The 13,129-nt window shown below is 61.4% G+C and carries 11 protein-coding genes; 1 reads left to right on the top strand and 10 read right to left on the bottom strand.

Translation table 11 applies throughout. The features are described 5' to 3' along the window. Window positions 1–18: 18 nt before the first annotated feature. The 9 genes from ROA7023_RS20450 to ROA7023_RS20410 all read right to left on the bottom strand — a co-directional run bounded on the left by ROA7023_RS20450 (window position 19) and on the right by ROA7023_RS20410 (window position 9,940). On the bottom strand, window positions 19–3,153 hold the full coding sequence (locus ROA7023_RS20450; RefSeq protein ID WP_085880854.1) for a type I restriction endonuclease subunit R: 3,135 nt from the start codon (window positions 3,151–3,153) through the stop codon (window positions 19–21). Window positions 3,154–3,275: 122 nt separating this feature from the next. Further along, window positions 3,276–4,331: a Fic family protein gene (locus ROA7023_RS20445; RefSeq protein ID WP_200812563.1), complete on the bottom strand. Its 1,056-nt coding sequence runs from the start codon at window positions 4,329–4,331 to the stop codon at window positions 3,276–3,278. Between the two features lie 59 nt (window positions 4,332–4,390). Beyond that, window positions 4,391–5,710 (bottom strand): restriction endonuclease subunit S, encoded by a 1,320-nt coding sequence (locus ROA7023_RS20440; protein ID WP_234992368.1) that lies wholly within the window; start codon window positions 5,708–5,710, stop codon window positions 4,391–4,393. A 2-nt stretch (window positions 5,711–5,712) separates the two neighbouring features. Next, entirely contained in the window at window positions 5,713–7,254 is a 1,542-nt protein-coding gene (locus ROA7023_RS20435; protein WP_085880851.1) for a class I SAM-dependent DNA methyltransferase, read from the bottom strand. A gap of 83 nt (window positions 7,255–7,337) precedes the next feature. After that, window positions 7,338–7,994 carry a hypothetical protein gene (locus ROA7023_RS20430; protein WP_085880850.1) on the bottom strand — a complete coding sequence of 219 codons (657 nt, stop codon included), beginning with the start codon at window positions 7,992–7,994 and terminating at the stop codon, window positions 7,338–7,340. Next, window positions 7,991–9,043, bottom strand: a complete 1,053-nt coding sequence (locus tag ROA7023_RS20425; RefSeq protein ID WP_085880849.1) for a helix-turn-helix domain-containing protein — start codon at window positions 9,041–9,043, stop codon at window positions 7,991–7,993. The genes ROA7023_RS20430 and ROA7023_RS20425 overlap by 4 nt, the downstream gene beginning before the upstream one ends. Beyond that, window positions 9,040–9,435 (bottom strand): VRR-NUC domain-containing protein, encoded by a 396-nt coding sequence (locus ROA7023_RS20420; RefSeq protein WP_085880848.1) that lies wholly within the window; start codon window positions 9,433–9,435, stop codon window positions 9,040–9,042. The genes ROA7023_RS20425 and ROA7023_RS20420 overlap by 4 nt, the downstream gene beginning before the upstream one ends. Beyond that, the gene (locus ROA7023_RS20415; RefSeq protein WP_085880847.1) at window positions 9,432–9,698 is read right to left on the bottom strand and encodes a hypothetical protein; all 267 of its coding nucleotides are present in this window, start codon (window positions 9,696–9,698) and stop codon (window positions 9,432–9,434) included. The genes ROA7023_RS20420 and ROA7023_RS20415 overlap by 4 nt, the downstream gene beginning before the upstream one ends. Then, the gene (locus tag ROA7023_RS20410) at window positions 9,695–9,940 is read right to left on the bottom strand and encodes a helix-turn-helix domain-containing protein (RefSeq protein WP_085827838.1); all 246 of its coding nucleotides are present in this window, start codon (window positions 9,938–9,940) and stop codon (window positions 9,695–9,697) included. The genes ROA7023_RS20415 and ROA7023_RS20410 overlap by 4 nt, the downstream gene beginning before the upstream one ends. Before the next feature lie 567 nt (window positions 9,941–10,507). Here ROA7023_RS20410 and ROA7023_RS20405 point away from each other — a divergent pair. Then, on the top strand, window positions 10,508–11,785 hold the full coding sequence (locus ROA7023_RS20405) for a tyrosine-type recombinase/integrase (protein WP_085880846.1): 1,278 nt from the start codon (window positions 10,508–10,510) through the stop codon (window positions 11,783–11,785). Window positions 11,786–11,810: 25 nt separating this feature from the next. On the opposite strand, the gene ROA7023_RS20400 is transcribed toward ROA7023_RS20405, so the two are convergent. Beyond that, on the bottom strand, window positions 11,811–12,410 hold the full coding sequence (locus ROA7023_RS20400) for a hypothetical protein (protein ID WP_085880845.1): 600 nt from the start codon (window positions 12,408–12,410) through the stop codon (window positions 11,811–11,813). Window positions 12,411–13,129 lie beyond the last annotated feature (719 nt).

The following is a 13,129-nucleotide window of genomic DNA, read 5'->3' as shown; positions in this document are numbered from 1 at the left end:
TTTTCAAATTAGTTTTGTTCAGCTATCGGTGATCTCCGATAGCATCGCCTCTGCTTGCGCCAGAACGCCCCGAACTGCGGCGTCCTCAAGGTCGGGTGGATAGCCGTACTTTCGCAAGATGCGTTTGACGAGAACCCGCAGTCGCGCCCGAGCACTATCGCGGTGCGCCCAGTCAATGCTAACGTTGGCCTTGAGACCCTTCAGCAACTCATGCGCGATGATCTTCAACTGGTCATTGCCAAGGACATCCACCGCGCTCTCATTATCGGCCAGCGCATCGTAGAAGGCGATTTCCTCTGGTGTGAGGCCGGTTTCTTCACCCCGGTTTCTGGCCTCGCGCACTTCTTTTGCCAGCGCAATCAGCTCTTGCAGCACCTCTACGGTGCTGATCGCATTGGTGTGATAGCGCGAAATGGCCTCTTCCAGCCGTTCGGAAAACTTCCGTGTTTCAATCACGTTCGAGCGGCTGCGCGATCTGATCTCATAATTTAGCAGCTTTTTTAGGGCTTCTAAAGCAAGGTTTTTCTTCTCCATCTGCCCGATTTCAGCCAGAAACTCATCTGACAGGATTGAAATATCTGGTGATGAAAGCCCCGCCGCCGAAAGGATGTCGACGATCTCTGTTGAGGCGACCGCGCCATTTACAATTTGGCGGATGGCCAGATCGCGATCGGCGGCAGAGCGGCCAGAGGTATCAGCTGCCTTGACCATAGCTGCCCGCACGGTCTGGAAGAAGCCGACCTCGTCGCGAACGTCGCGGGCGGTATCGCTGGCCGAACAGAGGGCAAAGGCCTTGGATAGCGCCAGCACGGCGTCCTGATAACGACGGTGCGCGGACTTCTTGGCTTCCTTGTCAGTTTCGCCCTGGGCGGCTGCGTCTTGCTTTGCAAGGATCCAGTCGAGGGCCCCAGCCAAGGCGACGAGGCGTTGATGAGGCGTGCCTGTCAGCCCGGTTGAATAGTCAAAACCGTGGAACATGGCTCGCACCACATCCAATCGTTCCAGAAGGGCCGCTACAGCCTCGGCCTCGTCGATGCCTGCTTGTTCCTGGTCCGATTGGGAGTATTGGCCCAGCGCGGATTTCAGGTTCTGGGCGATTCCGATGTAATCGACGATCAAGCCTGCGGGCTTGTCACTGAAGACCCGGTTTACCCGGGCGATGGCCTGCATCAGGCCGTGCCCGCGCATCGGCTTGTCGATGTACATTGTGTGCATCGACGGGGCGTCAAAGCCGGTTAGCCACATGTCCCGGACGATCACCAGCTTGAGCGAGTCTTTCGGATCTTTGGCACGTTTAGCAAGGAGGTCTCGCCGTGCCTTGCCGCCGATATGCGGCTGCCAGGCTTCGGGATCCGAGGCAGAACCCGTCATGACAATCTTGATCATGCCGTCCGCATCATCATCAGAATGCCATTCCGGGCGAAGGGCCACAATCTGGCTATAGAGGTCCACGCAGATGCGGCGGCTCATGCAGACGACCATGACCTTGCCATCCATGGCCTGCACCCGCGCTTCGAAATGCGCAACAAGATCCTCAGCAACCATCTGAAGTCGTTTATCGGAGCCGACAAGTGCCTCGACGGTGGACCATTTTCGCTTCAGCCGCTCCTGCTCGCTGACAGCTTCATCCTCGGTTAGTTCTTCAATTTCGGCATCAACCTTGGGCTTTTCTGCGTCGGGCAATTCGATCCGGGCAAGGCGGCTCTCATAGTAGATAGGTACTGTCGCCCCGTCCTCGACGGCGCGGCTGATATCGTAGACGTCGATGTAATGTCCGAACACGGCGGGCGTGTTCACGTCGTCCTGTTCGATCGGCGTCCCTGTGAACCCGATAAAGGAGGCGTTCGGCAGCGCATCGCGCAGATGTTTGGCGAAGCCGTACGCGATTTCGCCGGTCTTTTCGATCCGGGCCTTGAACCCGTACTGGCTGCGGTGGGCTTCATCGGCAATCACCACCACGTTGCGCCGATCGGTCAGCATCGGATACGCCTTGCCGATCTCGGGTGCGAACTTCTGGATGGTAGTGAAAATGACCCCGCCCGAAGCCCGGCTCAGCGCCTGCTGCAGATCCTCACGGCTGTCGGCCTGCAACGGGGTCTGGCGGATCAGGTCACGACACATCGCGAACGTGCCGAACAACTGATCGTCCAGGTCATTGCGATCAGTGACGACAACGATGGTCGGATTCTCCATCGCGGGTTCGCGCACCAACTGCCCGGCGTAGAAGGCCATCAGCAGGCTCTTGCCCGAGCCCTGGGTATGCCAGATCACCCCAGCCTTGCGGTCGCCCTCTGACCGGCTGGCTTCGACCGTGCTGATCACCGCACGTTTGACGGCGTGGAACTGATGATAACCCGCGATGATCTTCGCGATGCCGCCGGAGGTGTCGCCAAAAACCGTGAAATCGCTCAACAGCGATAATAGCCTTGGGCGGGCGAAGACTCCTTCGATCAGCACCGACATTTCGGGCGCGCCTTTTGGGGCTACAGCTGCGCCATCTGTCGTGCGCCAAGGCATGAAGCGTTCAAGATCAGCAGTCAGCGATCCGATACGGGCCTGGATGCCATCGGTCGTGACCAGCACCGCATTGGCACGAAACAGCGATCCGATCTGCGCCTTGTAGGTTTGCAGCTGGTTGAACGCCGCGCCCAGGGTAGCGCTTTCCGCACCGGGCTTCTTCACCTCGATCACGCCGACCGGCAGGCCGTTCAGGAACACCACCACATCGGGGCGGCGGTTGTTGCCGTTTTCGATCACCGTGAACTGCGCAATTGCCAACCAGTCGTTCTGCTGATCCTCCGGGTCGATCAGGCGCACGGCGTCGCCACGGATCGTCCCATCCTCGGCGCGGTATTCAACCGGCACGCCCTCGACCATGGCGCGATGCAGACGGCGATTTTCTTCGATCAAGGAAGGGCGCTCGACGGCTAACAGCTTGCGCAGCGCATCCTCGCGGGCGTCTTCGGGGATATGCGGGTTCAGCCGGGCGATGGCATCGCGCAGACGGCTAGGCAGGACCGTGTCGGAATAGGCCTCACGTTCCGGGGCGCGGCCATCCGGGCCCGAGACCGCATCGTTCAGGCAGATGTAGCCCAGCGCGGTAAGTCGATCGAGAAGGACAGCTTCGATTTCGGACTCGGAGAGTGTTGGCATAAAAGCCTCTTACCTTAACCGCTTTGCGGGCTTGTCGCTCACTTGCGCGCCACAAAATTTCTTGTGGACCGATTCGGCGCAATATGTGACCCACAAACTGACTTGTTGCGCATAAGTGACCCTCAAAACGCCGCCCGCCCTTCGCAGATGTTCAACAACTCCGGAAAAGCCAGCACGGCGGGCCGCCTGCCGCTCGACGGCCTGATCTCTCGCAGCAGTCCATTGTCGCGCACCAGCCGCAGGATGCGTTTGGCGGTCGGCTCGGGAATATCGGCCTGTGACACGAAGTCCGACGCCACAAAGATCGGGCGGCTGAAGAACCAGTCAAGCGCGCGCACGCCGTACTGTGATCGCGTCGCCCCGACCATCCAGTCCTTGCGCGCGGTGTACAGCGCATGAATGGCCTGCGCCTTTGATTGGTTGCTGCCTGCCTGGTCGATGATCGCGCGCAGGAAGAACCCGCACCAGCCGGTCCAGTCGCCATCCCGTGATACTGCCAGCAAGCGGTCGTAATACTCATCGCGGTGCGCTTCCAGATATTCCGACAGGTAGAAATTCGGGGCCGACAGCAGGCCCTTGGATTTCAGAAACAGCGGGATGATCAGCCGCCCCAGCCGCCCGTTGCCATCCAGAAACGGGTGGATCGCCTCGAATTCGGCGTGCAGAATGGCAAGCTGGATCATCGCATCGGGGGCCGGGGCGTGGATGTACTCCTCCCAGGCAGTCATCGCATCGGGCAGCGCTTCGGCGGAACAGGGGATGAACCGCGCCGCCTCTATGGTGCAACCCTCGGGGCCGATCCAGTTGGGGATGCGGCGGTATTCGCCCGGTGATTTGTTGCGCCCGCGCACGCCCTGCATCAGGCGTTCATGTGTCAACCGGATCAGGCGTTGCGACAACGGCAGGTCATCCAGCAGGCGCGCGGCTTCGGCCAGGGCGGCGCGATAGTTCAGCACCTCGCGAATGTCGGCCTTCTTGGGCGTGCTTTCATCGTCAGGCGCGCCTTCGGCCTCGAATTCCAGCACTTCGCCCAGAGTGGCCTGCGTGCCCTCGATCCGGCTGGACAGTACGGCCTCCTGCGAGGTCAGCGGCGAGAGCAGCACGTTGGGGTTGGGGATGCCGTGCAACACGCCCTCGTACCGCGCGACGGCGGCATTGGCCGGGCCGATCAGCGGCAAAAGCTGCGGCCAGTCGAGCGCCTCTGGCGGAAACCGGCCAAGATGATAGGCAACGGCCACTACAGCACGGTCTCGACAGCGCGCTCAGCCTCGGCCACGCGCAACTCGCCCGACATCAGCCGGGGCAGGAGCAGATCGCGGGTCTGGGTGAGGGTACGGGATTCCGTCTGGAGCAAAAACGCCCGGTCAAAGATCGGTGCCACCAGCTTGTCGAATGCTTGGTGGGCAGTTTCGGGCGCAATGCAAATCAGCATTCGCTGCATATCTGCCTTCGTGACATGGCCAAGCCCGGTGGTCTGCTTGTTGTGCGCCAGTTCTGCAAACTCGGGTTTGAGGAATTTTAGCATGGCATGCAAGAAGGGTTTGCTGCGCTTTTCTGTCTCACGCACTGCGAAAATATGCTGGTTCAACCATGCTTTGCCGCCTGACCAAAGGAAGGTGTCAATTGAGGTATCAGGGTTGCCCGACCATGAGAAAAGCAACTCCCCGTCATTGATCAGATAGCGTGATCCAAGGTCGGTAGCCGTCCACGCTGTTTTTTCTGTCACGCCATTTTTAAGTTCTGCGATTTTGATCACCGGCAGCGCATCGGGTGAGTCAGAAAAATGCATGTTCTTATAAGCTGCGCCGTTAATCCAATCGGCTTGATCAATGACAGCCTCAAATTCCCATCCCTCCGGTTTGCCTGCATCGTCCAGACGGTCGGGGAAGAGGGACCAGAGGTCGGGGGAGAGATAGGGGGCGGCCGGTTCGTTTTGATTTTTCGCGCCAGCGGCGCTCTGGGCCATCTTGGCGCGGGTGGGGCCGAAGTCGACGAACCAGTCGCGGAACAGCGCCCGGGCCATGGCCTCCAGCGTGGCGTTCATCCTCCGGTTCAACTCGATCTTGTCATCCAGTGCCCCGAGCGTGGCGGCAATGGCTCGTTGCTGCTCGATTGGTGGCAACGGGAGTGCTTGCGCTCCAAAAACCTCCCTACTCAGGGTCGGATTTGATGTCCCATCTTTCAGGTGATTGAGGCCAATATACTTGATTAAGAAATATGCGAACTTCAAATCGATATCATCGGATTTCGGTACTAGCGAATATCCCGTATCAATCACCCAATAGTCACGGTCGACCCACTCGACCCCAAGTGGTCCCTGTCCTTTGCGGCCAATCACGATTCCTGGCCCTTTGAAGAGTGGCTTATTATGCCAGCCGCACTGCCCGTTCGTCCCAAACACTGGAACTCCACCTGGTGATCGAGAACTAGAGACAAGTGCCTTGCCGTAAACCAAGTCGAACAATGATCTTGCTGGAACCAAGTCCCAAACGACCTGATCTGCGCTTGGAATGCCGCGAGGTTGAGTGGTCCCGTCAGGAAGAGCCCGGTGTCTCACTATCAAAGCCCAACCACTTTAGCTAACCGCTCACGGATCGTCGTCGTCAACGCATCAGCTTCCGCGAATTGCGCCTCCAGTTGCTCCTGCAAATCCGCGAAGCGCTCGGCAAAGGGCGTCTCGTCCTCCTCTGCCACTTCAGCCCCCACATAGCGACCCGAGGTCAGGACGTGGCCGTGGGACCGGATTTCCTCGATGCTGGCGGATTTGCAGAAGCCGGGAATGTCGGCATAGCCCTCACCCAGACGCCAAGCGTGGTAGGTCTCGGCGATTTGGGTAACGTCGGCGTCGGAGAACTCTTTGCGTGTGCGGTCCACCATGAAGCCCAGCTTGCGGGCGTCGATGAACAGCACCTCGCCCCGCCGGTCGCGCAGCTTTCGGTCGCGGGCGATGCCGTTCGACTTGTCCTTCGCCAGAAACCACAGGCAGGCGGGGATCTGGGTGGAATAGAACAACTGCCCCGGCAGGGCGATCATGCAATCGACCACCTCGCCTTCGATCATCGCCTTGCGCATCTCGCCTTCGCCCGACTGGGTCGAGGACATCGAACCATTGGCGAGCACCACACCTGCCGTTCCCGAGGGGGCCAGATGGTGCAGGATATGCTGCAGCCAGGCGTAGTTTGCGTTGCCCGCGGGGGGCGTGCCATATTTCCAGCGCCCATCCTCGCGCAGCCGCTCGCCGCCCCAGTCCGAGATGTTGAACGGCGGGTTGGCCAGGATCACATCGGCGCGCAGGTCGGGAAGTTCGTTCTTGTGGAAGGTGCCTTCGGAGTTCCACTTGATGTCGGCGTCGATGCCGCGCACTGCGAGGTTCATCTTGCACAGCCGCCAGGTGGTGTAGTTGCTTTCCTGCCCGTAGATGGCGATGTCGCCCAGACGACCGCCGTGGGCCTCCACGAATTTCTCCGACTGCACGAACATGCCGCCCGAGCCGCAGCAAGGGTCATAGACCCGGCCTTTGTAGGGTTCCAGCATCTCGACCATGGTGCGCACGACGGAGCGGGGCGTGTAGAACTCGCCGCCGCGCTTGCCTTCGGATCCTGCGAACTGGCCGAGGAAGTATTCATAGACGCGGCCCAGCAGGTCGCGGGCCTTGTCCTTGCCCTCGCCCAGCGCGATGCCTGAAATGAGGTCGATCAATTCCCCCAGCATGACGGCGTTGAGCGCGGGGCGGCCATAATCCTTGGGCAGAACGCCCTTGAGGGACGGGTTCACCTTTTCGATGGCTATCATGGCTTCGTCGATCAGCTTGCCGATGGTTGTCTGCTTGGCGCTGGCTTGCAGATGCGACCAGCGCGCCTCTTGCGGCACCCAGAAGATGTTTTCGGCAAGGTATTCGTCGGGGTCTTCGGCACCTTCGGGGTATTCGGTCAGGAGTTGCTGACGTTTGAGTTCGAAACTGTCGGAGATGTGCTTGAGAAAAATCAGGCCAAGGGCAACGTGCTTGTAGTCTGATGGCTCCATGTTGCCGCGCAGCTTGTCGGCGGTCTTGAACAGGCTGGCTTCAATGCCGAGGTCGGAGCCGTTGTCGAGTGATGCCATTGATAAAACTGCCTCATTCTAATTGTTTTCTGAACCGTATTTCAGCCAGAAGCTGAAATCCAGAGAGAAGAAAATGTTGGACATCACCGAGGCTTCCAAGGCTTCACCCTCGGCATCGCTGCCGTCACCTCGACATCCCGCAAGATCCGGCCCGCTACCAACCCATCCCGCACCCAATCCAACGCCTGCCACCAATCCTCATAGCCGCGCCGGGCGGAAGTGATCTGTTCCGGGTGCGGTCGCCAGGTGACGGGGCAGGCGAGGACCTCGACGGTGCGCCATTTGCCCCGGGTCTGCACCCGCTCAGTGCCAACGACGACCGTGATGGACCGTTCGCCGTGCTGATTGCGGCTGGTCTCCACCGGCACGCAGCGTGGAACCACTCCGGGCATCCAGTCGGGCGTCATCCCAGCGCGGGCCAGTTCTGCGACCCGGATCGCCATGCGCATGCCGCCGAGGCTGTCGGGGATCCCGGCGACAGTGGCGGCGATTACCTCTGCATCCGGGTGGGTGTAGCTGCCCCGCTTGTGCTGCCCGCCGTCCACTTTGCAGCCCAGCGCGGCACGTTGCATCAGGACGTATTCCAGCCCGAACCCGGAGCTTTCTTCCGACACGTCCTCGCGCAGCGGCAGTTCCAGTTGCGCTTTTTCAACCCGGAACGCCCATTCCAGCGCTGCCTGGACGCCCAGCGCGCGTTTCGTGCGGCCGCCACCGCTGTTGATCGGTCGTTGCAGGGTCATCGCACACCCCGCATCCGAAGCCGTTCGGGCGTGACCAACCCGCGCACCAGCATGGCGTCGCGCGTGGTGTTGCTGATCGTGTTGGCTGGAAGGTAGTCATCGGAATTGACCATCCGGGCATAGAAGGCCGCGAGTTGGTCAGCGCTGGGGTGGGGACCACCATCGCGCTTGCGCTGCCGTTTGGCTTTCCGACCGCTGGCATCTGCCGCGGCGGCCTGCGCATCCCGGCGGGCGGCGCGTTCCATGGCACGATCGAGTGCCTTGGGCCCATCGGGCGGGGCAGGGTGGTCGCGCCTGGTCTCGGTGGCAACCTCAACGATCCGGTCCTCGGAGAGGCCGAGCTCATCGATCCAGCGACGCACATGGGTCCGTGCTGGCCAGCCCTGCCACCAGGCGGGCAGCGTGGCATTGGCGGCAAAGCCCAGCGCCGAAATCAGCTCTGCAAAGAACCGATCAAAATCGGAATCTCGCGCAGCCGCGTCCTCCTCCTCCTTTACTGGTTCCCTTAGTGGTTCTCTTACAAGGTTAGTGTCGCAATTTGAGACACGGGATTGGCTATTTTTGAGACACGGGTTTGCGTCAAATTGAGACACGGACCCGTGTCCGGAACTGAGACACGGCTTTGGGCCTGTTCCGGACGACAAGTCCTTGCAGCTGTGCGCTTTTTCGGCAGTTGACCCGTGTCTCAAATCCGGACACGGGGGTTCAGCCTCTCCTGCCTCGAAGGGATTGGTTGAATCACACTCGATTTGGCCCGGTCCGCGTGGCGTGAACCCGGGCTCACAGCCCAGCAGATAGCGGGTGGGGCGCTGCTGCCCGGTCCTGGGATCTATCACCCTGATCCGACGAATGAGTCCGCGTGCTTCCAGCCCCTCGAGGTGGCGGTTCAGCGTTGCCCGGCTGATCTCGCAATCGTGGGCCAGCCGCACCTGTGAGGGAAAGCAGCCATAGTCCGGGTTGAACCGGTCGCAGAGATGCCAGAGCACGATCTTGGCTGTCGGCTTCAACCCGCGCTGCTTGATCGCCCAGTTGGTGGCTTCATGGCTCATGGCGCGGGCCTCCGAACCGGGGGCGCGATGCGCGTGGTGAACCCGTGATCCGCCAGTGCGCCCAGCGCGTCGTCCAGAGAGCGCACCAGCGCCCAGCCGAAGCCCTGCGCCAGCACTGCATCGCGAAACGCCTCCTGGTTGGGACGCAGCCGCCCTTTCGGGGCCTTCAGCTCAAGAAACAGGACGCGCCCGTCGCAGAGCACCATCAGGTCGGCAAAACCGGCATGCACGCCCATGCCGACGAGGATCGCCTGGCGCTTTGCCCCGCGTGGGCCAGCCTCGGTCACCTCGTTGGCGCAGTGATGGATAATGGCCGTGCGCGGCAGGGCGACGCGCAGCGCCTGCACCACCGCACGTTGCAGATCGGCCTCGGGTGTGCCGCGCCGCTTCATGACCCCACCTCCGGATCCGGCCGATGGTTGCCCCGCCCGGGATGCCTTGCATCGACGACCACCAGCAGGATGCGGGCGTCCTCGCGTTCCTCGTCTGTCTCGCCATGTTGAACGAGCACAGTGCAGGCCAGCCGGATCAGGTGATCGGAATGGTGGACCACATCGGCGACCACGGCGCGGGCCTCGCGCCGCCGCTCGTGGATCCAGTCCGTGCGCGCTGCGTCCCGCGCAGAGTGTTTGCGAACAGATAGGTGCGGCTTCATCGCCGACCTCCCGCGCGCCGGGGGCTGGGCAGTTCCTGCTGTTGCAGCCAGTCCTGCACCGCGTCACGGCGATAATAAACCTTGCGGCCCGCGCGGACGCAGGGCGGCCCGAACCGTCGCGCCTCCCAGCGGCGCAGCGTGTCCACCGTCAGATCCAGCTCAAGCGCCAGGTCGAGGCGGCTGATCCAGCCGGTCAACACGCCACCCGGCGCGGATCGCTCTGAGGTTCCGGTGTCTCGCATGCTCTTGTCTCCCGTTGATCGCCCGAAGCGGGCTGATTTCCGGATCCAAAAGACGCAGACGCAAAGGGGTGGCGGGAAGGCGCAGGGTGGCACTGGAATTGGCATTGCGTGCCACCCCTTGTTTTATTGGGGTTTGCGCGTCTGGCGTGATGTCGGACAAGTCAGGCGCAGGGCGGGCAGGTGTGCCCGCGGGCACAGCGCCGGGGGCCGTTGTGCCGGTTTGCGCCGCATCGGCCCGCATCGGGCGACATTCGGCAGCACAGGCGGGGTTTGAGTTGGGTGGCAGGGTGGCATCGCTTTGCCGAAGCCGCGCCACCCCCTGATTTCATTGAAGATTTACAGAATTCTCTGGTGATTCTGGCGCCAATCCGCGCTGCGCGACCCGTTGCACGCCACCACCGCGTTGGCCGTACTTGCCAGATTTTCCGCAGAACCCAACAAAACAACGGGTGGCACGGGTGCGGCGCTCCGGTGCCACCCTGCGCCTCCCCGCCACCCCGATGCCTGTGCTTGGCTTGATTGTGGGGCGAATCTACGCCTGTGTCACAGGTGAATGGAGGTCCTGAGTTGGTCAAGAGATTGCGATTGAACGATAAATCGGTGCGGGAGGCGGTCCCTGCGAAGGGGCGCGACTATCAGATCTTCGACACCGAAGTGCGGGGGTTCTCGATCCGCGTTCTGCGGTCGGGCAACCGGTCGTTTGCGCTCGATTATCGGTATGCCGGGGCCCAGCGCCGCATGGCCATCGGGCGCTGGCCGGAATGGACGGTGACAGCAGCACGCGAACGCGCCAAGGAACTGCGTCGCGAGATTGACGATGGCCACGATCCCCTTGGCGCGCGGGGTGAATTGCGCGAGGCCCCAAGGATCAACGACATGATCGCGCGCTACATGGACGAGCATCTGCCGCATTTGGCCAAGACCAACGCATCTGACCAGCGGTCCATGCTGACAAAACTCGTGGCACCGCATTGGGGCAACAAGCTGGTGAGTGAGATCACGCCACATGATGTGGCCAAACTGCTGAACATCATTGCCAAAGGCCGTGCGCGGCCTTCGAAGGACAAACCCAACAACCGGGCGCGCAAGCTGCAAGGGTCAAAGCCGACCCCGATCCGTGCCAACCGGACGGGCGAGGTACTGCGCAAAATGTTCACGCTTGCCATCAGCTGGGGCTGGCGCACGGACAATCCGGCGTCGGGCTTCAGGAAAAGGCTCGAGAACGCCCGCGAGCGGTTTCTGTCGCAAGACGAGATCGCGCGGCTGGCCGAGGCGCTGGACGCGACCGAGGATCAGCGCGCGGCGGGGATCATCCGGATGTGCCTGCTGACCGGCAGCCGGGTGGGCGAGGTGAGGCAGGCGCGGTTTGAACAGTTCAATCTGGAGCTGGGCAGCTGGTCAAAGCCCGCCACGACGACCAAGCAGCGCAAGATACACCGCATCCCGATCTCGGCCGAGGTGGCCGCCATTGTGCGCCAGCGCCAGCTCGTCGTGCCCAAGGGCAACCCGTGGCTTTTTCCCGGCGATGTGCCGGGCCAGCCGGTCAAGGAAATCCGCCGCTTCTGGATCAACATGCAGAAAGAGGCCGGACTTCCCGGGGTGCGCATCCACGACCTGCGCCACACCTTCGCCTCCTTGCTGGTCAGCGGCGGGGCATCGCTGGAAATGATCGGCAAGCTATTGGGCCACAGCCAGCTGCAGACGACCCAGCGCTATGCGCACCTGATGGATTCGCCCCTACGCGCCGGTGTCGATGCCGTGGCCAGCATGCTCCGGCCCCGGCCGAAGATCGTGCATGATGCCGATGCAGCGCCTAGGTTAGCCGACGATCAAAAGTCCGCGTGACCCGTGCCGCCTTGTGCGGGGCCGGTCAGGCCTCTTCGCGGCGCAGCTCATGCCAGATCGGCGTGATCCGCCTGCGGATGCTGCGGCTGTCGGGGATCCTCGCGCCACCGGTCTGATCTGCGAACCAGTCCTGCATCTCAGCGATGAGTTCGGCCTGCGTGGCGGGCAGGCCCTGATCGTGGATGCGCCGGATCAGGGCGATGTTCATGCCCGCCCAATGATAGGGCTGTCCGCCATTCGGACCCGCAGCGGCCTTGCGGACCAGGTCGTGCTCGTCCTCGAACCCGAAAACCTCATCAGCACGGATCAGCATATCCGCAACCGTAACCGGGACGCCATCCGGCGGGTCCGTGATGAACAGCCAGTTCGAGGCATCGGGTGGCAGGATGCGTTGCATGATACCTTCGGTTGGGCTGGGTCCGCTGCGGCGAAACAGGGGCAGCAGGTCCATTGGCGACAGGGTCACCGGGCCCGCCAGCTTTACATCGTCACAACGGACAAAGCCGATCCCGGTCATGATCTTCAGCTTGCCCTGTGACGACCATCCCGCGATGTCGGCGACAGAACAATCCCAACGGACTGAGACCTCATAAAGCGAAAAAAACACGCGCGGTGGTAATGCCACGGCGACTCCCTCCTCAGTTGAGCCAGAGGAGAGACCATGCCTGTACCCTGCTGACCATGTTTTTATGGCAAGACAGTAAGATCCGGGCGCAAAAGGTCAGGGAGTAAACTCGCCTTCTTCAACACTTCTGCGCGAATTGGGTTGTCCTGTCTTGATTCTGATTGAGGCCTGCTCGCCTCATGCGGGAAATTCGCATTCGACGGGAGCGGGATCAACAGGGGCAGAGCAGGAATCTACGGGTAACGCGGCGGCATGAATGGTCGTCGGTGTGGAACGCAAGGTAAACTTGATCTTCATGTTGTGAACTAATCCCAAACTGGAAAAACGGACCTGGATGCAAGACGCGGCAATGGGTAGGAAAAGAGCCTAGAGTGACGGATGCTACTTCGGCGTCGAACGGCAGCGATGCGCAGGGGTCCGACGCCGCAACGTTGCGGGCTGTTGTCGGCCTCCGGGACGTGATCGGCCCCTTGCGGGTTCTCTAGGACAGCGCAGCGAGCAACGGCTTTGATACAAGTGACGAACGCTCCGCGATATTCATGAGTCGGAGCTTCCGGCAAACATGGCACGGCACAATCCGCTCTAGACATGTCCTGAATCGGTGACTTCGCAGTCGACATTTGTTGATTTACCTATTGAGGTAAAGCACTTAGCCTTCATCTGAGATTAACCCTGCAGGTGAGCTCAGATGACCGACTTTATTGTCAAGAAACTGCCCT

This window comes from Roseisalinus antarcticus, from assembly GCF_900172355.1.
Classification (GTDB): Bacteria; Pseudomonadota; Alphaproteobacteria; order Rhodobacterales; family Rhodobacteraceae; genus Oceanicola; species Oceanicola antarcticus_A.
Note: the sequence above shows the minus strand (reverse complement) of the source record. Positions and strands in the feature narration are given on the sequence as shown.